The sequence below is a fragment of the Streptomyces sp. NPDC001709 genome (assembly GCF_053596375.1).
Window position 1 is genome coordinate 1 of record NZ_JBSFGB010000051.1, and the last position, 24,277, is coordinate 24,277.

At 69.0% G+C, this 24,277-nt stretch carries 19 protein-coding genes and 7 pseudogenes; 12 read left to right on the forward strand and 14 right to left on the reverse strand.

Annotated features, from left to right (window positions below):
• Positions 1-107 precede the first annotated feature (107 nt).
• The 3 genes and pseudogenes from ACWC0C_RS42200 to ACWC0C_RS42210 all read right to left on the reverse strand — a co-directional run.
• Positions 108-294: pseudogene (locus ACWC0C_RS42200) on the reverse strand (hypothetical protein); the annotation flags it as partial.
• Positions 295-713: 419 nt separating this feature from the next.
• Positions 714-970, reverse strand: a pseudogene (locus tag ACWC0C_RS42205) (hypothetical protein); the annotation flags it as partial.
• Positions 971-1,244: 274 nt separating this feature from the next.
• A complete protein-coding gene (locus ACWC0C_RS42210) occupies positions 1,245-2,831 on the reverse strand; it encodes an FAD-dependent monooxygenase (protein WP_450870021.1) in 1,587 nt (528 codons plus the stop codon).
• Positions 2,832-2,886: 55 nt separating this feature from the next.
• Between ACWC0C_RS42210 and ACWC0C_RS42215 the strand changes: the two genes are divergently transcribed.
• Positions 2,887-3,591 (forward strand): TetR/AcrR family transcriptional regulator C-terminal domain-containing protein, encoded by a 705-nt coding sequence (locus ACWC0C_RS42215; protein WP_449201069.1) that lies wholly within the window; start codon positions 2,887-2,889, stop codon positions 3,589-3,591.
• Between the two features lie 91 nt (positions 3,592-3,682).
• Here the strand turns inward: ACWC0C_RS42215 and ACWC0C_RS42220 are convergent, their stop codons facing one another.
• Entirely contained in the window at positions 3,683-4,351 is a 669-nt protein-coding gene (locus ACWC0C_RS42220) for a Mu transposase domain-containing protein (protein ID WP_450870023.1), read from the reverse strand.
• Between the two features lie 125 nt (positions 4,352-4,476).
• On the opposite strand from ACWC0C_RS42220, the gene ACWC0C_RS42225 reads away from it, so the two are divergent.
• Positions 4,477-4,707: a hypothetical protein gene (locus ACWC0C_RS42225; protein WP_449201071.1), complete on the forward strand. Its 231-nt coding sequence runs from the start codon at positions 4,477-4,479 to the stop codon at positions 4,705-4,707.
• Between the two features lie 16 nt (positions 4,708-4,723).
• Here the strand turns inward: ACWC0C_RS42225 and ACWC0C_RS42230 are convergent.
• The 3 genes and pseudogenes from ACWC0C_RS42230 to ACWC0C_RS42240 form a co-directional block, all read right to left on the reverse strand.
• Positions 4,724-5,146, reverse strand: a pseudogene (locus tag ACWC0C_RS42230) (transposase); the annotation flags it as partial.
• Between the two features lie 582 nt (positions 5,147-5,728).
• Positions 5,729-6,352, reverse strand: a complete 624-nt coding sequence (locus ACWC0C_RS42235; RefSeq protein ID WP_450870025.1) for a histidine phosphatase family protein — start codon at positions 6,350-6,352, stop codon at positions 5,729-5,731.
• 431 nt (positions 6,353-6,783) lie between these two features.
• Positions 6,784-8,454 (reverse strand): sel1 repeat family protein, encoded by a 1,671-nt coding sequence (locus ACWC0C_RS42240; RefSeq protein ID WP_450870026.1) that lies wholly within the window; start codon positions 8,452-8,454, stop codon positions 6,784-6,786.
• Between the two features lie 444 nt (positions 8,455-8,898).
• On the opposite strand from ACWC0C_RS42240, the gene ACWC0C_RS42245 reads away from it, so the two are divergent.
• From ACWC0C_RS42245 to ACWC0C_RS42260, 4 genes and pseudogenes are all read left to right on the forward strand, one after another.
• Positions 8,899-9,366, forward strand: coding sequence for a GGDEF domain-containing protein (locus tag ACWC0C_RS42245; protein WP_450870027.1), 468 nt, complete (start codon positions 8,899-8,901; stop codon positions 9,364-9,366).
• Positions 9,363-9,575 carry a hypothetical protein gene (locus ACWC0C_RS42250; protein WP_450870028.1) on the forward strand — a complete coding sequence of 71 codons (213 nt, stop codon included), beginning with the start codon at positions 9,363-9,365 and terminating at the stop codon, positions 9,573-9,575. The genes ACWC0C_RS42245 and ACWC0C_RS42250 overlap by 4 nt, the downstream gene beginning before the upstream one ends.
• Positions 9,572-10,017, forward strand: a pseudogene (locus tag ACWC0C_RS42255) (hypothetical protein). The gene ACWC0C_RS42250 and the pseudogene ACWC0C_RS42255 overlap by 4 nt, the downstream one beginning before the upstream one ends.
• Before the next feature lie 99 nt (positions 10,018-10,116).
• Positions 10,117-10,434 (forward strand): hypothetical protein, encoded by a 318-nt coding sequence (locus ACWC0C_RS42260; protein ID WP_450870030.1) that lies wholly within the window; start codon positions 10,117-10,119, stop codon positions 10,432-10,434.
• Positions 10,435-10,657: 223 nt separating this feature from the next.
• On the opposite strand, the gene ACWC0C_RS42265 is transcribed toward ACWC0C_RS42260, so the two are convergent.
• The 4 genes and pseudogenes from ACWC0C_RS42265 to ACWC0C_RS42280 form a co-directional block, all read right to left on the reverse strand.
• Complete coding sequence (locus tag ACWC0C_RS42265; RefSeq protein ID WP_449201079.1) at positions 10,658-11,134, reverse strand: hypothetical protein; 477 nt, start codon at positions 11,132-11,134, stop codon at positions 10,658-10,660.
• Between the two features lie 734 nt (positions 11,135-11,868).
• Positions 11,869-12,908, reverse strand: a pseudogene (locus ACWC0C_RS42270) (IS630 family transposase).
• Between the two features lie 63 nt (positions 12,909-12,971).
• Entirely contained in the window at positions 12,972-13,487 is a 516-nt protein-coding gene (locus ACWC0C_RS42275; RefSeq protein ID WP_450870032.1) for an EF-hand domain-containing protein, read from the reverse strand.
• A gap of 1,691 nt (positions 13,488-15,178) precedes the next feature.
• A pseudogene (locus ACWC0C_RS42280) lies at positions 15,179-15,437 on the reverse strand (IS5/IS1182 family transposase); the annotation flags it as partial.
• A 75-nt stretch (positions 15,438-15,512) separates the two neighbouring features.
• On the opposite strand from ACWC0C_RS42280, the gene ACWC0C_RS42285 reads away from it, so the two are divergent.
• A complete protein-coding gene (locus ACWC0C_RS42285) occupies positions 15,513-15,689 on the forward strand; it encodes an NUDIX domain-containing protein (RefSeq protein WP_450870034.1) in 177 nt (58 codons plus the stop codon).
• A gap of 94 nt (positions 15,690-15,783) precedes the next feature.
• Here ACWC0C_RS42285 and ACWC0C_RS42290 read toward each other — a convergent pair whose 3' ends face one another.
• From ACWC0C_RS42290 to ACWC0C_RS42300, 3 genes and pseudogenes are all read right to left on the reverse strand, one after another.
• Entirely contained in the window at positions 15,784-16,323 is a 540-nt protein-coding gene (locus ACWC0C_RS42290; protein ID WP_450870035.1) for a hypothetical protein, read from the reverse strand.
• A gap of 116 nt (positions 16,324-16,439) precedes the next feature.
• Positions 16,440-16,661, reverse strand: coding sequence for a hypothetical protein (locus ACWC0C_RS42295; protein WP_450870037.1), 222 nt, complete (start codon positions 16,659-16,661; stop codon positions 16,440-16,442).
• A 75-nt stretch (positions 16,662-16,736) separates the two neighbouring features.
• Positions 16,737-16,946, reverse strand: a pseudogene (locus ACWC0C_RS42300) (helix-turn-helix domain-containing protein); the annotation flags it as partial.
• 802 nt (positions 16,947-17,748) lie between these two features.
• Here ACWC0C_RS42300 and ACWC0C_RS42305 point away from each other — a divergent pair.
• From ACWC0C_RS42305 to ACWC0C_RS42325, 5 genes are all read left to right on the forward strand, one after another.
• Positions 17,749-18,975 carry an alpha/beta hydrolase family protein gene (locus ACWC0C_RS42305; protein ID WP_450870039.1) on the forward strand — a complete coding sequence of 409 codons (1,227 nt, stop codon included), beginning with the start codon at positions 17,749-17,751 and terminating at the stop codon, positions 18,973-18,975.
• A 481-nt stretch (positions 18,976-19,456) separates the two neighbouring features.
• Positions 19,457-21,628 (forward strand): SpoIIE family protein phosphatase, encoded by a 2,172-nt coding sequence (locus tag ACWC0C_RS42310; RefSeq protein ID WP_450870041.1) that lies wholly within the window; start codon positions 19,457-19,459, stop codon positions 21,626-21,628.
• 306 nt (positions 21,629-21,934) lie between these two features.
• Entirely contained in the window at positions 21,935-22,555 is a 621-nt protein-coding gene (locus ACWC0C_RS42315; RefSeq protein ID WP_450870043.1) for a DUF6230 family protein, read from the forward strand.
• A gap of 85 nt (positions 22,556-22,640) precedes the next feature.
• On the forward strand, positions 22,641-23,141 hold the full coding sequence (locus ACWC0C_RS42320) for a DUF6114 domain-containing protein (RefSeq protein WP_449201087.1): 501 nt from the start codon (positions 22,641-22,643) through the stop codon (positions 23,139-23,141).
• A 344-nt stretch (positions 23,142-23,485) separates the two neighbouring features.
• A complete protein-coding gene (locus ACWC0C_RS42325) occupies positions 23,486-24,028 on the forward strand; it encodes a hypothetical protein (RefSeq protein WP_450870044.1) in 543 nt (180 codons plus the stop codon).
• The last annotated feature ends 249 nt before the right edge of the window (positions 24,029-24,277 follow it).

Below are 24,277 nucleotides of genomic sequence, written 5' to 3' on the forward strand. Positions count from 1 at the left end.
ATCCACCGCCATCGGGATACCTCATTCTCCCGGCATAGCGCGGCCCACGGCAGCCGTCACGACCCGACGTAACCCGCACCGTTAAAGATCTCTAGCGACGCGTGCCTGTTGTACGGCTCGTCGCAGTACGGCCACGGCTCGCCGGCGGGCCACAGGAGCGGCCCGCCGGCGAAGCTGTCGTGCACGGTCGGCGACCCGGGCCCGTGGGTGCGGCCGGGTCGCCGTGCGCGCCAGCGGAGCCAGCTGAGGGAAGAGCGCGGTGATGTCGAACGGCCGCGGCGGGGTGGTAAATATGGCGCTGATGGCGGTGATGCTGCCAGCAGCGTCTGACAATGGGTGTACCGATCCCGGTCAGCTGACACCACACAGCTTCCCTGAGTCAGCAGGCAGACCAGAGGAAGATCCCAGCAACATGGAGTCCGGCCAGGTAGATCGTCGCGCTCTTCTCGTAGCGCGTGGCGATGCCCCGCCTCCACCCAGACCAGCAACGCCTCCTCACCCACATCGGCATCACAGGCTGAGACCGACGTGCCAGCATGTCTCCGGTGCATGGCTTCGACGCTCCTTCCGTGCCGCACAAAGCCACTTACCGTCAATTGCATGGCCCACGGGGTGTTTCACACAGGTACGGCATAGAGATCAACCTGACGCGCGAAGACCTCGAGCACCCGGTGGTTTCGTTCCATGGGGTCCTGTTCAGCGGCTCTTCACATCGGACGCCAGCCCACCGGCTCGTGCGCCAGCCGCCGGACACGGTGTCACGCGGTGCGCCTTCGCAGCCGTAGCGCCGGCACCACTGGTCAGGCTCGACGACCCGGCAGGCCAGCACCGCCCGATCTGGTTCGAGCCGTTGGCCGGTGACGACGAGGCCGAGCTCGTCAACCCGGCAGAACGTGGTCAGATCAGGGCTGGTGAAGCCTGCACGAGGCGTACCTCGGGCACGTCGAGGTCTTCCAAAGGAGGTGCACAGAACCGGAAAACTCGATCCGACTCAGGTTGTCCCGCTCGTCTTCGGCGGCAGCCGAGGACGACTGGTTTACTAAGCGCGTATCCGTTGCCCTCAGCCCGGTGGGAAGAGCACAGGCATTTCTCCGGCTGGCGTCCCGGGACGTCAGCAATTCCTGCATATCCGCGGACATCCGGGCGGCGGTCGGGTCGTCGAACGGGAAGTACGCGCATAATCCTCGAACTTCGAGGTCAGCGCGGCCAAGCTGTAGTGGTGACGGGGCGCGCCTCGCCCCCGGTCAGACGCCCGGCACCGCGACCGGCCTGGCCAGCACCTGGTCCAGGACGTCGGCGAGGAACCGTGCCGGATCCGGGACCGGCGCCGTCACCCGCATCGCAATGATCGCGTCCGGTCGTACGAGCAGGGCTCCGTCGTCGGACAGCCAAGGTGCGGAGACCCGGTGTGCCGGCAGGCCGACGTGCGCCGCACCGGCGAGCCACCGGTCGCCCGCGGCGCCTACCAGCAGGGTCCACCGGGACGCGACCAGGTCGAGCGTGGAGACCCCGTCGACCCACGCGTGGGGCACCCGTGAACCCGGCGACCCGTCCAGCGCCACCGCCAGGTCCACCGTGGACGGGAGTTCCGGCTGTGGGTCGACGACGGCGGCCGAGTCGTACCGCTGGCCGAGGTGTACGACCGGCGCCGCCCAGACCCCCGCCGCCGCCCTGGCGGCGTCGGCTTCGGGTCCACGCCCCCAGTGCAGCTCCGGATCGGCGAGCCTGCGCATGGCCTGGTCCAGCGTCGCCGCGGCGACCGGCTCGCGCTCTTGCGCGTAGGTGTCGAGCAGGCCGGCACCGGCCTCACCGTGGTGGACGGCGGCCAGTTTCCACGCCAGATTGTGGGCGTCGGCGACGCCGGTGTTGAGGCCGAACGCGCCCAGGGGTGCCACGGTGTGCGCGGCGTCGCCCACGAGGAACACGCGGCCGACGGCGAAGCGGTCGGCCAGGGAGCTCCGGGGCCGCCACGGCAGAACGCTGCGCACCTCGACGTCGAGGCCGGGATCGCCGACCGCCGCCCGGATGACCGCGACGCAGCGCTCGGGCGTGAAGTCATCGGGCCGCTCGCCCCCGTCGATGTCGCAAGCGATGTGGAAGACCCAGTTCCTCTCGCCGTCGACGGTCACCAGTAGGCCGGGCGCCTCCGGCGTGGTGATCGTGCAGGTACCGAAGGACATCCCCCGCAGTTGGGGTCGCAGATCGGCCCGGAACAGGATATTGATCTTCGACTTGCCCAAGTCGCCCGCCCCGGAGGTGCCCACGCCGAGCGCGGTCCGCACGGCGCTGTGCGTGCCGTCCGCGGCCACCACGTGCGCGCAGCGCAACGAGTAGCGGCCGTCGGGCCCCTCCAGTTCGACGTCGACCCCCTCGGCGTCCTGTGCGATGCCGAGCAGGCGGGTCGACCAGCGCAGATCCGCTCCGCGGCGCGCCAGGTCGGCCGCCACCACGGCGTCGAGGCGGTCCTGCGCGCAGACGCCGCGCAGCCTGAACGGCGTCGTGTCCAGTTCAGCGGCGGACGGAGTCGCCATGGCCACGGTCACGACGTCGCCCGAACCCAAGTCGACGACGGTCCGCGCCACCGCCTTGCCCGCGGCGCCCCGGAGGTCGACCGCGGCGGCGTCGACGGCGGCGTCAAGCCCGAGTTCGCGCAGGACCTCGACGGTGCGCGCCCCGATGCCGGTGGCGCGCGGGTGGACGGACGGCCCGGACCGGCGTTCGACGAGCACGGCGGGGACGCCGTGGTGGGCGAGCAGCGCTGCGGTGAGCAGCCCGACACTGCCGCCTCCGACGACGAGCACCGGCACTTCTGGATACACTGTTTCCGTCATGGTTACAGCGTAGCCAGAAGATAGGATGCCGGGCAACGAGGAAAGGAACCACCAGATGACCGAGCCTGCTCCTTCAACGGTGTGGACCAGGCCTCGCCCCGAACCGCGCCGACGCGCGCCAGGGGTGGACCAGTACGTGGCCGCCGCGCTGGCCGTCGCCGACGCGGAGGGCTTGGCCGCGGTCTCGATGCGCCGGGTCGCGGGCGACCTCGGTTCCGGGACGGCCACCCTCTACCGATACATCGCCAACCGCGACGAACTGATGGACCTGATGGTCGACGCGGTGCAGGGCGAGGACCCGCTCCCCGAGCCCACGCAGGACTGGCGCACCGACCTGGCCGCGGTCGCGCACTCGCTGCGCACGACGCTGCTGCGGCACCCATGGTTGGCAGGAGAGCTGGCAGGCCGGCCCTCACTCGGCCCCAACTCGTTGCGACGGTCCGAATCCGCGCTGCGCGCCGCCGTCGCGCTCACGCCCGACATCACCCTGGCCTCACAGGCGCTCGGAGCCGTGCGCGCGTACGTGCTCGGCTCGGTGGCCACACAGCAGGCTGCTCGGCGCGCCGAGCAGCGCACCGGCTTGACCGAGGAGCAGTGGCAGCGCAGCGTCGGACCCTATATCAGCGAGGTCCTCGCGGCGGGCGAGCACCCGATGCTGGCCCGCCGCGTCCACGAAGGCGAGGAGCTCGACCCTGACGTCGAGTTCGCGTTCGGCCTGGACTGCGTGCTCGACGGTCTCGCAGCCCGATTCGGTCGCTGACCTTCAGCACGGCTACCGGTTCACAGTTCCCGACCGCTGCACCCTCGTCTGTGAAGAGCCTGTTCAGCCCACCCTGACCTTCCACGGCCCGTCAGGGCTCAAGGTCGACGGCTTCTTGCGCTCGGGATGTCGAGCGGCACTGAGACCTGGTCGCCTGCCGCCGCGACAGGCGACGGGCGACTGCGTCGGCGGTCAGAGCCCCGGCCCGCAGAATCGTCGCGAGGCCGGCGACGAGGTGCTCGTGCGCGATGTGCCACCCCATTAGCAGAACCTCGATCAGGGCTCGGGTGCCCTCTGCGTCGCCGTGGGCCTTGACGGCCGCCGCCCACCACGCGTTGTGCACCGGGGTCAACCTGCCTGCGAAGCGGGCTTGCTCCAGCGCGGTCGCACCGGGGAAGGCGCCCGGCTTGCGGATCAGGGCTTCGAGGTAGTGGTCCAGTTCCAGGCGACAAGCGCCCTTGGTGATCAGCCGCTCGTGCCGGGCCACTTCCGCGTTCTTGTCGTAGACCACCAGGTGAGAGGCGTGCAACAACACCCTAACCCGCCTGCCGATCAACCGGACCGGCACCGAGTAGCGGTTGGTGCGGACCACGATCTGGCTGTAGCGGTCGACGCGTGGGGTGAACACCCGCCCGGTCTTGAACGGCTCCTCCGGCAGCGGCATCAGCAGCCGCCACTCGACCTCGAAGTACTCGTCGATCGTCCGCGGCCGCGAACCGATTCGGCGCTGGCCGTCGTGCCGGTCCCATTGCTCGACCAACTCGTTCAGCTCCGCTAGTGTCCTGCGCCAGTAGCGCTGTGACCGCGAAGGTTCACCGGGTTGGGTCGTACCGATGGCTCCCTGCACCAGTACAGTCGGCGCACTGAAGGAGCAGAGGAGTCTCGGTGCGCAAGAGAGACAGCAACGCTGATGGCCAGGGGCAGCGGGCCGTGGCCATCAGGTGGATACAGGTCGTGCTGTTCGGAGTCGTAGTCCTGCTGGTCGGATTCCGTGTCTGGGAGCGGGAGCATGGTGGTGGTTCGAGTTCGATCGTGTTCGGGCTGATGGCCGCATCGGCGCTGTCCATCGGCGTGCTGGAACGCTATCGGGCAAACGCCGCCAAACGATCTCGGTGACTCACCTTCCACCGGTTCAGGCCGCTACTGACAGGGGTCGGCCACCCCAACGGATGCCTTTCTCACTGCGGATGCGGGCGCGCTCACGCCGTTGGGCGGCCAGCACGTCGGGATGCCGGGCGTTCTTGTTCCGCCAGCGCAGATAGGCGTGCAGGGCGCATGTCTGCGCCCGGGACGCATAAGCCGGGGTGAAGCACAGCTTGACCTTGTTCATCTTCGCCCAGCGGCGGATGTCGGCGCCTTTGTGGGCGGATAGGTTGTCCAGGATGACGTAGATCGGAGCGCCGTCAGGCCGGGCAGCCCGGATCGATTTCAGCGCGGCCAGCGTGTTCGCGGCCACCCTTCTTGCGGCGGTTGACGCCCCACAAGGTCTCGTCGCCGATCGAGTGGCAGCCGTGGAAGTAGCGCACTCCATGGGTGCGGGGTAGGTCGCGGGATGCCGCTCGGGCCGGCCTTGCTCGGCCCAGCACGATCCGGCGGTGGGCCGGATGCCGAGCGGCCCGAAATCGTCGAACGCGAATACACGGTCCGGGAAACGCTCCAGCACCTCCTCGATGCGGTCCAGCTTGGTGTCACGCTCGGGGTCGGGCGACTCCTTCCATGTCTTGGTCCGCTGGAAGGTGACGCCGCGGCGGGCGAGCAGGCACCGTAACGCCTCGCGTCCGATCCGGATGACGCGGCCGTGCACTTTGCGCAGGTAGGCGGCGAGTTTGCGCAGTGACCAGCGGGTGAAGGGCTGGCCGAGCTTGGTCGGGCGGGTGGTGGCGGCACCCGGTTCCCGCCGGCCGAGGCCAGCAGCATCATCGCGCCGCCGGTAGCGCACCGAACTGGTACTGCCCCAGCGCATGAGCTGCTGCAGCTTCTGACCCTCCCGGTCGGTTAACCTGCGCACACGGATAGGCTCAGCCACCACACCCCCAGCAATCGCATGGACGTCACCGCCCATCCACCCGCCGGAACCACCACCCCGGCCAACCTTCCCGGTCAGAGCACCAGCCAGGGCAACGCCCCGGCGAGCGCATCAGATGTGCTGCTCGGGGGGAAAGCCCGTCCAGCGCAGCTCGGTGGGCAGATGCCTCATGTCGTTGGCGATGAGGACGGAGGCCGGCCGACTGGGCGCGTATCGGATGACCGTGAGTGCCGCGTTGCAGTGATTGAGGCCGAGCCAACGCCACTTCGGCGCATGCATGGCGTCCCGGACGAGCCAGGCGACAAGGAAGTTGTGAGTGACGACCAGCTCGTGCCGGTCCTCTTCGCCGTCCACCGGTCCGGTAAACAGATCCAGCGCCTGGCGGGCCAGCGCAGGTCCGTGCTCCCGCTCCTCGTCAGTGGCACCAGCGAGAAACCGGAGATAGTAGTCTGCCGATTCCTCCGGAAGCTCGCCCCTTTCTGGCATATAGGGTACGTAGTCACCGGCAACCTCTGAGACCTGCAGAGGGACGTTCTTCAGTTGGTCGCCAATCAGGTGTGCGGTCTCCTCTGCCCGCGACAGCGGACCGTGGTGAATGGCTGCGAAGGGGATGTCCCGGAGGCGTTGGCCGAGCAGCGTGGCCTGTCGACGGCCACCCTCTGTCAGCCCGCTCTCGTCCGGCGATGCCTCGCCGTGCCGGACGAGATAGAGGTAACGGGTGGCCGTGCCGGTCATCTCAAACTCCTCTGCGCTCACTAGCGATCTTGTACATCAATGGACGCTGCCTCCTCCGTGCCGGTTCCCTCTACCCGTCAAAGAGACAGGATCTAGGCCGAGTTGGCAGATCGCCAACTGGGAGGAGACCGATCCGTCCGGCACGCTCAGCCGAAGGATGGTCGCCGGGGTGGGGACCCACTGGGCGCCGGTCTGGGACGTGATGCGGACGCTTGGCGAGTTGCATGGCCCAGAGCACGTGCGTCTCGTGGTCTGGTTTGACTGATCACGGAACCGGCTTCTGCCCCTCGACACAGCTTGACTTCCCCACACAGCTTGACTTCCCCACACAGCTTGACTTCCCCTTTGGGAAGCCACTGAGCACGTAGATGGGCACACGGTTCCGTGCGAGCCGTCCCACTCGGCATGCCGGCAGGCTCCGGCCAGCGGCGTCACGCCGTCAGCGCCGCCTCCACCTTCGCCAGTTCCTCCTCCGGATCGACCGCCCGGGACAGTACGTCCAGGTCGTCCCAGTTGTAGTGGGCGCTCACGTCGTCGTCCCAGCGCGCGGCGGCGGTCCGCAGCGGCTCGATGGCTTCCGCGAGGCGGCCCAGCCGGTGCAGGACGAGTCCGTAGTACCCCGCGGCCTCCGTCCTGTACGCGGAGTCGCCGCCTTGTTCCCACGCCATGCGGAGAAGCGGTTCCGCCTCGGGGTACGCGCCGCGCTGGGCCTTCAGCTTGCCAGCGAGCATGGCGTTCAGCGGGGACCCATCAGAGGCCGCGCGCGCGTACCAGCGCTCGGCCTCCTGGTAGTCCCGGTGGTGCTCGGAGAGCCACCCCATCTTGCGGCACGCGTCGTGGTGGCCCGCCTCTGCGGCTGTCCGGTACCACTGGTCGCGCAGCGCGGGCCTGCGCAGCGCGCCGTACAGCTCCGCGAGGTCGTACGCCGCCTGTGGGTCCCCGGCCAGCGCGGCAGGCTCGATCCAGCGGACCAGGTGACGGGCGGCCGCGGCGCCCCAGTCACCGAGGATCTTCCCGTACGCGTACGAGGCGTGCACGTCGCCCGCCTCGGCTCGCTCGCGCAGCATTGGCAGTCGGCGCAGGTCCTTGCCCGGGGCGACGGCGCCGCCCTCTCGGATCGCGGCGATCCGGGTGAGCTGCTCGACGACGTCCTCGTCGTCCTCGCCGACCTCCCGGAACCAGCGCTCGGCCTCCTCGTACCGCCGCTGCCGCTTGCACAGGATCCCGAGGTTCCACTGGCTCGGCCGATGCCCGTGGGCGGCTGTGAGGCCGTACCAGCGCTCGGCGTCGTCGAGGTCGCCGCGCTGCTCGTGCAGGACACCGAGTGCGTACGCAGCGCCTTCGTAGCCCTCCTCGTGGGCTTGGAGCAGCAGGCCACGGGCCTCGGGCCAGGACGCCTCGCCGCCGGTCTCCGTCAGGAACACGGCGTGGTCCACGCGGGCGGAGGCACTGAGCGCAGAAGCCCTGCGGTAGTAGCCAGCTGCCTCGGTCGCCAGGCCCGGGTAGTCACGGAAGTGCTGTTCCAGGGCGAAGAGCGGGCGCAGCGCCTCAGCGGCGGCATCCCCGTCCCCGGCGGCCTCGGCGGCATCGAGCCCCGCCGCGACGCGGTCGAAGTCCTCCCGGATCGACCTGAACAGCTGCGCCCAGCGGAAGACCGCGATATCGCCCAGATCGATGTCGCTCAGCAGGAACTTCGCCGCCTCCTCGAGTCGCCCCTCGGCCGCGAGCAGTTTGCCGAGCTCGATCTTGCAGTCGAGGTGGCGCCCACCCTCCCAGCCGCGGCGGAACCATTCGGCGGCCTCCGGATTGCCGTCCTCGCGGAGCAGTACGCCGAGTCCGTAGGCGCACCCGGCGTGCCGGTCGGCGACGGCGCGGTAGATCGCGTCCGCGGCCTGCCGATCACCCCGGATCTTCCGGTACCGGGCAAGGGTGTAATGCGAGAAGGCATCACCGGCCGCCACGGCCTGCTCCCAGTACGGGATGCCCTCGTCCACGTGCGAGCGCAGCACGAAGAAGTCTGTATGCCGACGGGCGGTCTTGGTGTCACCGGCGCGGGCGGCGGCGACGAGCGCCTCTCCGTGGGCCTGTATGTCCTCCGTCATGATCACATCGTGCCAGGCAGCGCCAAGGGCCAGCCACTGGGTACCTGTTGCCGTCCGGCAGAGCCGGTGCGCAAGGGACCGTCTCGACACGGCCGGGTCCGTCGAGGCGCGGTCCGGCCCCGACGTCGAGTTGGAGGCACATCCACCACGCTGGCCCCAACACGAGGTCTACGACGCGGCACGCGCTGCGCAGGAGAACGGACTCGAGATCCCCGGCAAGCGGCCGGACTGCTGGGGAGCGCGCGGCTAACGGCTGGGCTGGGAGCCCGACTGGCTCTCCACGACCGCCGGCCGCTGGAACAACCCGTACAGCTGGCTCCACGCCGCCGACGACGGCGACTTTGAGCTGTAGCACCGCCCCGGGACAGCCGCTCTGCTTGCCGACGTCGTCTGCTGCCCCGGGACCCATCCCAACCCGTACGAGACGAGAGGGAGATCCTCATTATGGGCTCAGTTCTGCACGCACAGGCCCGGTTCGGGCAGCGTGCACTCTTACTGACCACCGCCGCCATTCCGCTGACCGGCTGGACCGTTTACGCCATCGCCCTGCACCGGCGCCTGGCCGCCGCGAAGAAGGACCCGCTCACCAGGCTGCTGCGCCGCGACGCCTACACCGCCTTGGCCCGGCAGATCCCGTCCCGCAACGGCGACGACGTGTGCATGGTCCTGGTCGACGCCGACCACTTCAAGGACGTCCACGACACGCTCGGGCACCCGGCTGGGGACGCCTTCCTCGCCGCGTACGGCACCCGGCTGACCGCCTGGGCAGGCCGCAACGCGTCCGTCGGCCGGTTGGGCGGTGACGAGTTCGCTTTCGTGCTGCCGATGTCCCGCGACCGCCGCGAGGCTCGACTCGCGACGCTGGTGACGATGCTGCACACGCCGTCGTCCTGGACGACGGCCAGGTGGTGAACGTCGCCGCATCGGTCGGCGCCGCGACCCCGGACGTGATCGGCAGCCGCGACCTGTCCCTGCTGCAGCGGGCCGCCGACGCCGCCCTGTACGACGGCAACCACTCCGGCCGCGCCCACCTCGCCACCGCCGCACACACCACAGTCCCATCCATCAACGGACGCCGGGCCGGGCGTCCCGGCACGGCGACGTGGGGGCATGCGGCATGAGCACCGGAACCCTTCCGCCGGCGGGCGACTGGCTCCACGGCATCAGCGTCAAGCAGCCGTGGGCCGCGTGCATCGCGCCGGGGCCAAGACGACCGAGAACCGCCCGCAGCGCTGGTCCTGGCGCGGCTGGCTCCTGCTGCACGCGGGCCTGCAGGTCGACCAGCCCGCCCTGTGCCTGCCGCTGGTCGCCCGCACGATCCACGGCTGCGACCTGCCGACCGGCGCCGTGATCGGCGTCGCCCGGCTGACCGGCTGCCGCCAGGACCCGGACGGCTCCCCGCCCTGCGGGCCGTGGGCAGAGCCCGGCCGGTGGCGCCTTGAGCTCACGGACGTCCAGGAGCTCGCCCTGCCGATTCCTGCGCGCGGGCAGCTCGGTCCCTGGAAGCCGACCGAGGACCTGGTCGCGCAGGTACGTCAGCAGCTGCCCGACCTGCGGCCGTGAGCACCCGCCGTCGACCCACACCCGCACCGCCCGAGCCGCCCGCCGTACCGGTCCAACTCTGGACTGGCACGACGGGACGCACTTCGCCTGGCCCGAGCGGTGCGTGCTGCCCCCCGGCGCGTCCAGGACGTCGTCCTGAACACCCCCGGCGCCCGTGAACTGCTCGCCAACCTCGCCGACCTTCCCGCCGGGCCGCGCCGCATCGCCATCGCATGCGCAGGCGGCAAGCACAGGGCAGGTGGCCTCACGGAACTCCTGGCCCGCGAACTCCGCGACCGCCAGGGCGACGTCGAACACCTCCACATCCATCTGCCACGCGTGCTCACCACGACCGACCCCACCCGCACCACCACCGAGCAGGAGCCCCCGATGTACGTCGCCGGAATCGACGGCGCCGCTGCAGTGCAGTTCGACTGAGACCTCGTCGCCTGTTCCTGAGCCACATCTCCCTTGGGCTGGGCCACCGAATCGCCAGCAACACGTGCGGCCCGGACCGTGACGTCCTGGCCGCACGCCCGAAGCCGCGCTGGATCCGCAGGAGCAACTCTTCCGACGACCAGTCGGACGGACACGCGCCGCCCGGTGCAGTACCGAGGCGGCGCGTCACATCACAACGGAGCGAGCGGTGCCTGATGCGGCATTAGTAAAGGATCCGCGGGCTCTGCACATTCATGTAGTAATGCAGCCCGGAACCGAAATCCGCCCAGAAACCGACCTGCACTACCACCGGCCCCCCGGTCTTGGCAATGTCCACCGAGGCTCGGTTGAAGTAATGGTTCCCGGATCCACCTGGGACCCAACTGCCGGTCCACTGGTCGGCACACCCGTAGTCGAACAGCCACCTGCCGGTGTCAGCATCCACGAGCTGTGCGCAGGGGTCAGACGGGTAGGCGTTGTTGACTCCGACCCCCGCAATGATCGAGGAGGGGTCATTCGCGTTGTAGGCGATGCAGGCGTCTATGTTGGCGCCGCCCCAGTTCGCCCACGAGTGGTTCGGCGTGTTGTCGGACCGGCACGCGTAGCCAGCTTCCTGCGCGGAGGCGGCGGGTGCCACGGACAAGATGCCTGCCACGGCGGCACCGAGTGCAGCCGACGTGGCAAGAAACCGCTTGAGCATGAGGTCTCCTCTATTCGTGGACATACCCCGAAAGCTTCGGAGGCATGGTCGTACTGGCTTGTCCGGCTTATCCTCCGCAGGTCGTGGCCCGCTCGCGACGTACTGCCATCCCTTGTGTCACGGCGGCTCGAAGCGCGCTCGCCGCGAACCTGTGCCAGGAAACCGAAGAAACAATCAACTCTGCGGCCTCGCTGTGGTCCTGAGTGGAGGCCAAGTGTGTCTTCGACGATGACCCTCTCCTCCGGCTTCCGCCGGAGGAGACCCTGGGTCACCTTGGCCTCCGGCGCCGTGCCGGAGGCCCCATCGTCGCGACCAACAATCGTCTCTCCGCACCCCGACGGCCAGGCTTTTGCGCGAGGATGCAAAGGATCCACGACCAGCACGGCCAGGGAACCGCGCCAAGGGATGCCACGTTGATACAGATCCGCCTGACGACCGACGACCTCGAACAGATGCAGGTTGCTATCCTGACTTCGAACATGAACTTGCCTTGAGCGGCAGGAACTTGGCCGTGCGACTCCCACAGGCCGCCGCCTCTCGGCGTGGCGCCTCGAAGTCGCCCGCAACTGGAACCCGCATCACAGCCACACGGTGTGCTTGGACCGGATCCGGGCCCACTAGGCCGTGTTTGAGATGTGGTCAGGATGCTTGACATCCCTGCACGCATGGAGATTCAGGCGCTGGGTTTGTCAGCGTGAGGGACAAGGACACGCGACGACACGGTCCGGTACGGGTTACTGATCTCTTCGGGTTGTTTTCGGCAGCTGGGTGAGAGTGAGTCCGGTGCCGGTGAGGCAGCCGTCGATCATGTCGGGGCGGAGCTGGATATGGCGTAGGCCCCCGCGGAAGGTGCGTTCGACGTGCTCGTCGTCGGTGAAGGCGGTGTTGGCCAGTGGGCCACGCCGTAACAGCGACCAGGCGCCCTCGACCGGATTCAAGTCCGGTGCATAAGAAGGCAGTTGAACGATGGTCAGCCAGTCGTGTGCGGCCGCGTACTCACGCATTCCGGCTGCCCGGCGGGTGTTGAGATGGTCCCAGATCAGCACGATGGGAGCCTGGAGCTGGATGTGGGCACGCACGACCAGGTCACGGTAGTCGCTCCAGGCGAAGGTGTCGCGTCCCTTGCCCCGATGCCTACGGCGGCGGCGTGGCCGGTAGATCAGCCGGGACATCTCGCCTGGCCTGTAACAGCACATGGCGGCGATCGACAAGCGGCGCCAGGACCGGCCCCGCACCCGCACCACCGGCGTGTGCCCACGCCGACCCCAGGTGCGGGCACGTGGCGGCGTCATCGAAACCCGGCCTCGTCCTCGAAGACGACGTACACCCCCAGCACCGCCGCAGTCATTCCACCTGCGGCCACACATCCTTCTTCCAAAGACCCACCGCATGCTCATCGCGCTCCAGCGCCCGGCGGGCGGGACACTGCCAGGACCATTCGCGCCGGTGCAGCAGCCGCCACACCCCCGCCGAAGAACAGTCCAACCTGAACTTCCGGGCAGTCAGCACCCCGATCCGAGCCAGCTCTCCAGCTCGGCGAACTGCTGGTCGGACAGCTTGGGCTGTTTCGGCGGCCCCGCAGAGGCGGGCGCGGCCATCCCGCCCCCGCCAGGCGCGACGCCAGCGTTCCACCGACCGCTCACTCACCCGAATGTCCTTCGCGATCACGGCAGTTCTCTCACCACGCCCGAACCGCTCGCCAGTCTCGTACCGGATCCGCTCGCGAAACCGTCGGCGCTCCGGGGGTCAGTCCACCACCCTGCGCATACCGCATACCGCCGGCCTATCGCAGGGATCACCACACGTCACCACCCCCGACAACAACCCGAAGACCTCACTAGTACAGGGCCTCGCCCATCGGTGAGGCGTCGCCGACGACGTAGCCGCGGATCGACGCCAGGTATTCGTCACGACCCACCCGGCCATCGCCGTCGGCGTCCAGTGCATCGAAGGCGGCGGCAGCGTTTCCGGGCGCATTGTTCAGGGCAGTGCGCAGGACCGTGAATTCAGCCTTGTCCAGGGCACCGTCCCCATCGGCGTCGGCGAGGTCGAACAGGGAGCCCAGAGCGAACCGGCAGATGCTGTCGAACTTGTCGGCACCGACCCATGCGTCGTATTCCTCGAAGGTCAGCTTCCCGTCGCCGTCCGCGTCCATCGCTCCCCACGCCTTGTGGGCTTCCCGGCGGGCGGCGACGACGAGCGGGTCGCCCTCCGAGCGTCCCGTGGCCTGGACGGCCCGGTCCACCCTGGAAAGGTAGTCGTGCGCCGAGATGACCTCGTCCCCGTCCGCGTCCATCATGGCGAAGATACGCCTTCGCGCGATGGTGGCGGCTGCGACGCTGGTACGTCCCACTGAAGATCTCCTCCTGCTCGTTTCCTGCTCGACGAGGACTCGTCCGGCGCTTGCTACCCGTCGACTTCCAGCATTCATGCGACCGCAGCCGACCGTATGGAGTCCGACGGGAGTACAAGCGCGTCTAACCGCGCACGGATTGGGCGTGCGCGGATCATGCGCTTCTAGGCGCCGGGTCATGGGATGCGCCCCTGGGTAAGCCAAGGGCCGTTGGTGAGAGCAGGACGTGCTGGAGGGAACATGGTCGGTAGGCGTGGTGTCGCAGTGGCCCTGGGGTCTGTGGTGCTAGCGGGATCGTCGGTGGTGTGGGCGCCCGCGGGTCAGGCCAACACCACGGAGGAGGGGAGCGTCGGCTGCACTGGCCGTAGCGAGAGCCGGTACGACCCGCCGCTCACGCTCCTGGCCCGGCCGACCCATGTTCACGCGGACATCACCTACACATGCGGTGCCCACGGCCATACCGTCCCCGCCATGGGCTCCTTCAACTCGGACGTACCGACTGCTTCCTGCGTCGCTGTGTCCGGCGGAAGTGGGACGGAAGCCGTCCGGTACGCCGACGGCGGCACGTCTCTGATCGTCTACGACAGCGCCACGACCCTCCGCGTCGCAGGGGTCCTGGTCGTGATTCAGCGGGGCCGGGTCAGCGAGGGACGTGGCCATGGGCATCCCGTACAGCGGACCATCACCGGGCTGCCCCGCGAACTGCCCACGGAATGCCTCACATCCGGCCTACAAGGAGGCGGTAACGAGGTTCAGCTGGAGATTGAGCCGTAGCTCTCGAGCCATAGGCAGGCGTGCGAACTCTGATTCCGAGGCGTGCTGGTAACGGATAGTGGCGGACCCCGTGTCCGCCTTGCACTCCGAGGTGCGCAGATGCCGTACCGTTCAGGCTCGCAGACGGCCACGTCCGCCTGGCCATCACGTGATTCACCGGACAGGCCCTAGCGCTGGATTCCTCAAACGGAGTACACGTATCGGCGGCGTAGGACGCGGTTGAAGGTGCAGGCCTTCCCCATACCCAGGGCCGGGCTCGTGTATTGAGCTGGGCTGTTGCCAGGCGAGTGGCTTGGTCAATCTCGGGTGGCCCGGCGAAAGACTGGCCTGCGAGGGCAGCGTTGCGGAAGATGCGCCACCACCTTCCTGGAGGTTGAGCCAGCAGGCGCCGACGGGGATGAAGACGTGCCGGATTCCGGGATGGTCCTGAAGCCATGTCCGGGTGGACAAACTGTTGTGCGAGGACAGGTTGTCGGTGACCACATAGATGTCGCCAGCCGGGTTGGCCGCCTCGCTTTTCCCTCGAAGTCCGCGTCCTTCGACCGGGTCCAGGAACGGGTGCGGCGCCAGCGCACGCCCTCAGCCAACAGGATGCGGCGGACCTGGCTGCGACCAACCTCGATGCCCATCCGTCCGGCCTCGGCGGCCAGCGCGTCGAGGGTCCACTCCGGCGGCCCGGACTCATCCGCCGCGGCCAGCTCGCCGTCGGCCTGCACGTTCAGCCGACCTAGAGGTGAGGGACAGCGGGCGGCAGCGGCCATCGGCGCTCAGGTGGACTTTGGTGGTGAACCCGCCACGGGAGCGGCCCGGGCCCTCACCCGCTGCACCGCCACCACCTGGCGGCCGAGCAGCCTCAACCCGAGCCTCTCGCTCTGGTGTTCTGCCGTGACGGCCCCCTTTGAACAATGCGGGGCCAGCGGTGGGGTTCTGCGGGCGCCGGCTGCGTGCTGGTGGGCCCAAATCACCGTGGAGTCCACCGAGATGTGCCAGTCGATCTCGCCGTCGGTATCAGCAGCGGCTCGGACCTGCTGGAACAGCCGCACCCAGGTGCGTCGGCCGACCAGAGCCCGTGGCGCCCGCACCCGGTGCAGTATCCCGTAGATCACCTGCCGATGGTCCCGGCAGCGACGGCTCCAGTTGCTCCCACTGCCCGTCCGAAAGATCTCCCCGCCCCATCACGCCTCGGTCAACGTTCCAGGCCGGTGGCCGCACACGGCCCTACAGTGAGGACACGCCAGAGGACAGCACCACGTGGACGTGGACGACGACGTCGGGATCCCGGTTCCCGCCGACGGCGAGACCTGGGCAGTCGGCGCGGTCATCCTCAACCGGGACGGCGGGGCCTTAGCTCAGAAACGCAGTCCCCACAGGCAGCTCTTCCCCGACTGCTGGGACATGGTCGGCGGCCACGTCGAGCCCGGCGAATGACTCCTGGAAACGCTCGCCCGTGAGGTCGAGGAGGAGACCGGCCGGCGCCTGCTCGGCGTCCGGCGCCTGCTCGGAATCACCACCCACACAGGCTCTAGGCGTCCTGACGGCCGTAGCGTGCTCTGTTCCACACCACTTGCTCGGCGGTCAGTGATGACGAGATCTTGTGCACGTCGCCGACGAGGTCGTTGCCGCGCCGCCGAGGCCGCCCCCACTCGCGTTCCCGGAAGGCCATGACGGACACCTGGGAAGCGGGCTGCCAGTGCAGGGTGAAGGCCGGGGCATTGGCGTCCGGGACGTCCTCCAGGCACACGCCGCGGTTCGACAGCAGTCGCTGCAGTTTGTCGAAGCGGAGGTGACGGTCAAAGCGACCGTACCGCTCGCGAATCGCCTTGTTGACAATGCTGCTGCCCCAGTTCGAAAGCCGATGCACCTGCAGGGCGAAGTGGTGCCCCTCCCATGGATGGTCGGGCGATTCCCGGACCCAGAAGAACTCGACCAATCCGTAGTCGCGCCACATGCTGTAGTCGTCAGTGGAGTTCTCGGCGAAGTCGGAACTCAAGATCGCGCTGACCTGGTCGGGACTGTCCGTCGGCTTGGCGCCGAGGACCGTTCCAGACATGACCACGTCCACGTAGAACGCGAGGGAATGCGGAGTCAGCTGGTCTCTCCTTGACTGAGCCGAGGTGGCCGGGAGCGGCCGCCTCACCATGGGCGACAGGGGCACCACGAAGATCCGACGGGCAGGCCCTACGCCCGGTTGCGTGGGTGGTTACGCGCGGTGCGCTCATTGCCGTGCTTGTAGGCCCCTGTCCAGCGGGCCATCACCAGTTGGGCATCCCCCGCCTCGACCTCCGCAAGGAACTTCTGGGCACGCGCGCCGCGCAACGTGCCCGCCGGACGGCCCTGGTGGGTGATTGTCACGGTGCCGTCAGGGCGCTGGGCAAAGGCGAATCCGAAGGGTCTTGGCATGGCCGGGATAGTAGGCAATCGAGCCGACAATCCGCATCCGCATTTCGGTCAGCGAGCACCGGCACTGTTTACACACTCGGTGCGGTGTGGCTTGAGGCCGAACGCCCGCCAGATCCATGACACCGTCGACTGCGACATCCCGGACCGACGGGCCATCGACCGCGTCGACCAGTGGGTGGCGTTCTTCGGCTTTGTCTCCAGGGTGAGCCGCACCAGTTCGCTGACCTGCTCGTCGGTGACCGTGCGCACCCGGCCGGGCCGGGGCGCATCGCCCAGCCCGTCCAGCGCCGGTGCTCGCTGTGACGGGGCGCCGCCCGATCTCTGCCACTGACCAAGGCCGCATAGCGGCTATCGCGGCCGCCAGGCCGCTGTGGCGCGACGAAGTCGGCGTGGGCGGCAGGACAGCGGGTCCGACGTGGCGCACTCCAGCACCGCGCAGATGATGTCCAGGTCATCGAGGCGGGCAGTCGTCGGCGTTCCCGACCACAGCGCGAACATCTTGCCGTGCTGATCTCCAGCCCCGCCTCCGCCAGGCGGCGGCGCATCTCGGTCAACTTCCAGATCCCCGCTCGGCGGCTTTCATCCGCAGGTTCCAGCGCATGTCCTCCTCCTCGCCCCAGGCCTAGGCGGGACATGACCCGCTGGTTCACCGCTGCCCACGTCTGTTCGATGAGGTTCTCGTGCACGTGAATGCACTCCCGGAGTCCGTGGCACTGGTCGAGGAGATCCTGGGCCCTGACGGACCCCATGCCGTCGGCAAGTTGATCACTGCACCGCGCAGCCCGGCCCCACTCCAAGAGCGCACGACGCACCAGGTCGACCTCGTGATCGGCCCGCAGCTCAGCCACGAAGCGATCGCACTACCTGGTTAGTCGTGAATCGCCACGCCGACGGGCAAGCGGACCGGACGGCCTACCTCCGCATGCCTGCCCCTCACGAAGGCGCCAAAGTGGATCACAACAGGCCTGTTGGAAGGGAGCATCCGCCCGTGGGGATCCCGAGCCCGTGTCAGTTCCTGAGGACGGGCACAGACAGAGGCAAGCGCCGGCCAGGGCGCCCCCGGCTTCGTGCCGCAGCGGTCACGGGCATGCTCGCCACGGCAGCGGCGGGCTGTGCCGTCTCCGGCCCGACGGACCGCGCCGGCACTTCCGACGTGGCGGTCGACCGGCAAACGACACCCACGGTGGCCGTGGTGAACCACACCTACCAGGTACCCGATCCGCAGCCGACCACGGAACCGGGCACACTGATCGCGGCCACAGACCATGGCCCTGATGCGCAGCTGGAGAGCGCGCGGCGCTGGACGGTGCTGTACCACTCCACCAATGGACGCGGCGCGCACGTTCCCGTCAGCGGCACCGTCCTGCTGCCGTCGGGCAGCGCTCCCCAGGGAGGTTGGCCGGTGGTGTCCTGGGCGCATGGAACGACCGGCGTGGCCGACGCCTGCGCACCCTCGCAGTCTGCGAACCTGGGCTCGGAGGCCTTCGCTCAGGAACTGCGCGCTCTCCTCCGCGCCGGGTACGCCGTCACTGCCTCGGACTACCCCGGACTCGGCACGCCGGGCCCGCACACCTATTTGGTCGGCGCGGACGAGGGCAACGCCGTGGCCGACATCGTCACAGCGGCTCGCCGGCTGGTGCCCAGCCTGGCACCGGTGTGGTTCGCAGTCGGGCACTCACAAGGGGGCCAGGCCGCGCTGTTCGCCACCCACACCCAGCGCCGGACGGGCGGCCAGCGCCTTGGCGCGGCAGTGGCCGTCGCCCCAGCCAGCCACCTGGAGGCAATGCTCGCGGGGGTGAAGGCCTCCCATGTGCCCAGCGAGCTGTCCTTCGCCTTCTACTCGCTCGTCGGCCTGTCCGCCACCGAGCCGGGTGGTCCTGCGGCGGATCTACGTTCGCTGCTGGGGACCCAGGCAGCCGCTACGGCCTCCCGGGTCATCGCCGACTGCGTGACGCACAGCGATCCCTTACTCAAGGGGGTGAACACCGAGCAGATGCTGCCTATGGAAGGGGATCAGCTGCGGCGCATGGGCGAGCGGATGGGCGCCTACGGCGATCCGGACCGCTCCGCCATCACCGTCCCCACACTCGTCATCCAGGGTGGCGCCGACCAGGATGTGCCGCCCGCCTGGACCGACGAGGTCGTGGCCCGCCTGCGTCGCCTCGGCTCCCCCTCACTGGTCTACCGCGCCTACCCCGGTGCAGGCCACGATCAGGTGCTCGGCCAGTCCATCTGCGATCTGCTGGCCTTCCTCCACGCCCACGGCGGAACCCGCCCCGGTGCCTGCACCCCGCTCCCGAGCAGCCACGGTTGAACCGGTCGGGCAGGCCGCCGAAATCGGCCGAGGTGTGAGTGGTGGCCGTCGCGATCTTGTTCACCGACGGCTTCATGGCTGGTGGGGGGCTGCCACGCCAGCTCATGGAGATCTGGCTCGGGTACGGCAGCCGCCGCCCCGGTGCCGGTGATCAGTATGGGGGTGGCGCATGGGCAGTCGTGCCGCCCCACCGCCAGCCACCGCCTGCCACCGCCAGCCACCGCCAGCCACCGCCAGCGGACGGATTCCACGGCGAATGGCGCATGCTGCCGTTTCGTGACCGCACACGATGCTGACCAGCCGGTATGCGCGGCGAGGTCGCAGAATGCGAGGGTGGTCCTCCGTCGAGTCCCCCGAGGCCCCGGTTGCCCCACACCGTGGTCGGCCTGACTCCCCTCTGGCATCAGCGGAGACATGTGTCAGAGTGGGGACATCTGGACGGCGCGGTCAGCGCGGACGAGACAGGGGAGGACAGCCTGTCATGTCCATATATTTCCCTCCTCGCAGTGCGGCGACGGCCCACTCGGTCTCCGCCGACCGGCGGAGCGAGGAGTACGCGGACCTGTTCGGGCAGGCCCCGGTGATCTTCGCTGCGCTCAGTGGCCCGGGACATCTGCTGGAAGCGGCGAACTCGGCATTCTTCGAAACCCTCCGATGTGACCGCGGGCGCCTCGGCGAGCCGGTCGGAGAGGTGCTTCCGGAACTGGCTTCGCAGGGCGTCCTGGACCGGCTCGATGCGGTCTACCGCACCGGCGTGGCATACAGGGCCCGGGACGGGCGACTTCTGCTGGGCGGGCCGGGCAGACAGCGGGAAGGGTTCTTCGACTTCACCTACGAACCCCGCCGGGACGCCGCCGGCCGGATCGACGGGGTCGTGGTGATCGCGGTCGAGACCACCGCGTACCACCACGCGCATCTCCTGGCCGCCGAGCAGCGCCTGCTGCTGGAACAGATCGCACGTGACGCCCCGCTGGACGAGGTCCTCCGTGGCATGGCCACGGCGATCGAGGAGCTCTCCCCGGACATGATCGTCTCGGTGCTGCTCATCGATCCCGACGGACAGCGCCTGCGGCACGGCACCGGCCCGAGCTTGCCCGACTTCTACAACGAGGCCATCGACGGGGCACCCATCGGCGAGGGCATCGGCTCGTGCGGCACGGCCGCCTTCCGGCGCGAACCGGTGATCGTCACGGACATCGCCACCGATCCCCTGTGGCAGGACTACCGCGACCTGGCGCTGAGCGCCGGAGTCGCGGCGTGCTGGTCCACACCCATCCAGGACGCGGACGGCCGCTTGCTGGGCACCTACGCGATGTACCACCGCACCCCCAAGGCTCCCGAGGACAAGGACGTGGCGCTCAGCGCCTCCTTCGCCCGCATAGCCGCGCTGGCCATCGAACGACACGCCGCGGTCGAGGCAAGCCACGCCGCCCAGGAACGCGAGAAGGCCGCCCGGGAGGATCTGGCCTTCCTGTTGGAGGCCAGCACCGCCATCACCGGCGAGACACACTATTCGGACAGCCTCCAGCGCATGGCCCGGCTGACCGTCCCGACCCTGGCGCCGCTGTGTGTTGTCCACGTATCCGAGCGCGGCCAGACCCGCCGCATCGCCATCGCTGCGTCGACCCGGGAGGGGGAGAAGCTCCTCTCCTCCCCCGCGCTGTGCGACGAGGTGGACGCCGCTGTCGCCCGCGTGCTCGCCTCCGGCGCCACCGAGTCCGCCCACGCGAGCGGCCTGCGCGCACAGCTCGGCGTCAGGGATTACGTGTGCGTGCCGCTGGCCACCAGGGGCCGCACCTTCGGAGCCCTGACCCTCCTGGCCACCGACCTGCCCCTGGACCAACGCGAGGTCGCCCTGGCCCAGGAACTCGCCCGCCGAGCCGCTTCGAGTGCCGACAACGCCCATCAGTTCACCGACCGCGTCCGGCTTTCCCACGATCTTCAGGCAGGCCTGTTGCCTCCCGAGCTACCCAGGATTCCCGGCGCCACCCTGGCGGCCTCGTACCATCCGGCCGGTGAGGGCCTTGACGTCGGCGGTGACTTCTACGACGTCTTCCCGCTGCCCGCCGACCGCTGGGCATTCATGATCGGCGACGTCTCCGGACGTGGCGCGCTGGCAGCCACCACCACTGGATTGGTCCGCCATACCGCACGCGCCGCCGCCCGCCTCCTCGACGAACCGGCGGCCGTGGTCGCCGCCATCAACGACGCGTTGACGGGGAACACCACCGATGACGACCAGTTCGTTTCGCTCGTCTACGGCGAGCTGCGGCACACCGCGTCCCACCTCACGCTCAACCTGATACGAGCAGGGCACGTACCGCCGCTCGTGTGCCGCGCCGACGGCACGGTCGTAGAACTCACGCACCCGGGCCCGCTGTTGGGTATCGGTCCTGATCCCGCCTTCTGCCCGTGCGGCATCGACCTGTACCCCGGCGACAGCCTCGTCCTGGTCACCGACGGCATCACCGAGGCCCGTTCCGCCGACGGCGAGTTCTTCGGCGAGGAGCGCTTGTCCGACGCGCTCGTCGCCGTCCGGACCACGACGCCCACAGCCCCTGCCGTCGTCGAGTCCATCACCACCGCAGTCACCTCGTTCGCGGGCAATGCCACGCTCGACGACCAGGCCGCACTGGTGATCACCGCCATCTGACGGTCCCGACGGCGCGGCATACCTTGGGCCGCCGCCTGGTGCCGGCCCGACTGTGGTGCGACTCCCGGTTTCGAGGCATCTGCCGCAAACGATCAGTGCAGGGATCTTGGCGGCGCTGTTCACCGGACGGACCCGACAGGGCAAGTCACCCGAAGGGCCCAACAAGAATCACAACACTCGTACGGCGGGCCTGGCGTGCCGCCGGTCGACGCTTCCGGAAGCCTAGGATCCGGCACCGGACGAAGGGGTGTCGTCTGCCCTGCCTTGTACGGGCGGGCTCACCTCACAACCGGAGGAGATGGGATCTTGCATCACGCCGGCAGAACCTGCTGGAAACGTTTCGCCGCCGTCCTGATCCCCGGCGTCGTGGCCTCCGCAGCCCTCGCCATCGCCATGGCACAGGGAGCCCTGGCCGCGTCATTCTTCATCTCCGGCCAACGATTGCAGGTGACCGCGGACACGCTGACCATGCGCGGCTTCAGCCTCTACGGAATGGTGGACGTGCCGAAGAAAGGCACCCCCACGCCGGTCATGGTCATTGGAGCGCGACAGGCCACGGTCAGCGGATTGTGCCAGTCCGTCGTGGTCGACATCCCGGTACTGGGCCCACAGACGTTGAGACTCACCGGCGGCAACGATCAACCGGCCGAGGCGACGAACCTGTTCCTCGACGCGACATCCGAGTCCGTCGGACGAGCGCATTTCAAAGGGGTCGACACCGGTGTCGCGCAGGGGGCGATCACCAAGGGACCGATCAATCCGGGCGACAGGGACTCTCGGTTCTTCGACCCCAACGGTGTCGGGCAGCAGGCCGTGTCCGCCACGCTGACCAACGTGCGCGTGACGGCGGTCGCGGTCTCGGCCGGCACGTTCAACATTCCCGGCCTCTATGAGCAGCTCAAGCAGGGCCGCCACGAATGCTTCTGATCTGTGGCCACGTCGTATGCGCCCCAGGCTCATTCGTCATCCGAGCCCGGAATGTTCTCGCCCCACCCTGATCAGGACAGGACACGTGTTCATCGACTTCCTCCGCCGCCCCGCGAAACTTCGCGTCACCGCCGCCGATGCCCGGCGCAGGTTCAGAACCTGGCGCGGTGAGCGCCCCTTCTGGGCCGGGGTGTTCACCTTCAACGCAAGCCTCCCCATCCTGTATCTGCCATACGCGCACCTTGATCTCGGCGGAATTCCGCTGGCCTTGTCGACCACCTCGGGCTCCGGATCCCTGATCATCGGCATTCTGCTCATGGCCCTGGGCCTCAGCCTCTGGTACCAGCAGCGCCTTCGCGTATTCGCCGGCATCGCCACCCTGCTGCTCGCCCTCGTCTCCTTCCCCGTCGCGAACTTCGGGGGCTTCTTGCTCGGACTCATCTCCGCCCTGATCGGCGGCTCCTTGGCCTGCGCCTGGATCCCGCCCACCGCCGCCGAGCGGCCGGCTGCTTCGGGAGCGACCGAGATCGCGAATGAGACGCGCAGCGCCTCCGTAGCCGTACCGGCGGCGGGAGAGCCGACGTGACAAGTGACAACCGCACCGGGCAGGCCGCGGACGCACCGGTTGTCGAGCCCCGCCGCTCGAGCCGCAGGGGGCCGCACACCAGCGGCATGATCGGCCGGGTGCAGCGGCCCCTTGTCTGCATACTGGCCGCGGCAGCCGTCCCCCTGGCCCTGCACCTCGCTACACCCATGGCGACGAATACGCTCGCCCCCGCCGACACCGCCGAATCCGAGACTCCCTCGAGCTTCACGCCGACACCCACGGACGCCGGGCCGGCACATGCGAGCAGCACGCCGACACCCACGGACGCCGGGTCGACACATGCGAGCAGCACGCCGGCGCCGTCAAGCTCAGCGCGGGCATCTGTGAGCACCGCACGAGCAACCGCGAGCGCGTCCCCGGCTCTTTCCAAGGCACCGCTCGACCGGCCACCCGTCCGTCCCGCGAACCCCTCCTGGGTACTGCGAACCGACAGACTCGTACTCCGCGGTGCCGGCTTCGAGGGTGTGGTCACCGTCCGCACCGCGGCTGGGGCCGTGCGGGTGCTGAAGTTCACGGCCAGATCGGTGAACGCCGTCGGCCTCGACGTGACCGCAGGCCGTGGCCGCGCCGCGATGCGGCTGCGAGCCGGACCCAAGACCACGGCCACACTCAAACGTAAAGGCGGCAGCGGTGTGGTGACCCTCTATGTGCGCAAGCTGTCCGGCACGGTCACAGGCCTCGGTGGCGCCCCGCTCCCGGCCGACCGCACCGTCACCATCACCCCCGGTACCGTACCGAGCTGGTTGTCCCACCCTGCCGTTCCCGCCCGCACGCTCTCCTTCAACAACGCGACCGTTGCACAGATCGCCCAGTTCGGGGGCGATCTGACCCTCAGTGGCGCGGTCTACCGAGCCACGGCCGGGTGACCGCCGACGCATGGGCCCCTTCCCCGCGCCGGGAGAACAGAACCACCTCCGGATCGAGCCACACACTCGCACAGTGCCGGTGCCGGAGGTACCGCACACCGGCCGCGCGCGCCATGAATGCCCGACACTCCGCCGCACCACAGGCAGCAGCGCGACCCTCGCGAACTCCTCCCCGGCGCGAAGCCGGATCGTGTCCCACGGCCTGCGCCTACCGACCGGACGCGCCACACGGACGGCGCTTCTGGCACA

Bases quoted from the DNA above. Each gene is read 5' to 3' on its own strand.
- ACWC0C_RS42215 (WP_449201069.1), top strand. From the start codon at position 2,887: ATGACCGAGCCTGCTCCTTCAACGGTGTGGACCAGGCCTCGCCCCGAA.
- ACWC0C_RS42235 (WP_450870025.1), bottom strand. From the start codon at position 6,352: ATGACCGGCACGGCCACCCGTTACCTCTATCTCGTCCGGCACGGCGAG.
- ACWC0C_RS42295 (WP_450870037.1), bottom strand. From the start codon at position 16,661: ATGCCAAGACCCTTCGGATTCGCCTTTGCCCAGCGCCCTGACGGCACC.
- ACWC0C_RS42240 (WP_450870026.1), bottom strand. From the start codon at position 8,454: ATGACGGAGGACATACAGGCCCACGGAGAGGCGCTCGTCGCCGCCGCC.
- ACWC0C_RS42265 (WP_449201079.1), bottom strand. From the start codon at position 11,134: ATGCTCAAGCGGTTTCTTGCCACGTCGGCTGCACTCGGTGCCGCCGTG.
- ACWC0C_RS42305 (WP_450870039.1), top strand. From the start codon at position 17,749: ATGCTCGCCACGGCAGCGGCGGGCTGTGCCGTCTCCGGCCCGACGGAC.
- ACWC0C_RS42245 (WP_450870027.1), top strand. From the start codon at position 8,899: ATGGGCTCAGTTCTGCACGCACAGGCCCGGTTCGGGCAGCGTGCACTC.
- ACWC0C_RS42210 (WP_450870021.1), bottom strand. From the start codon at position 2,831: ATGACGGAAACAGTGTATCCAGAAGTGCCGGTGCTCGTCGTCGGAGGC.
- ACWC0C_RS42310 (WP_450870041.1), top strand. From the start codon at position 19,457: ATGTCCATATATTTCCCTCCTCGCAGTGCGGCGACGGCCCACTCGGTC.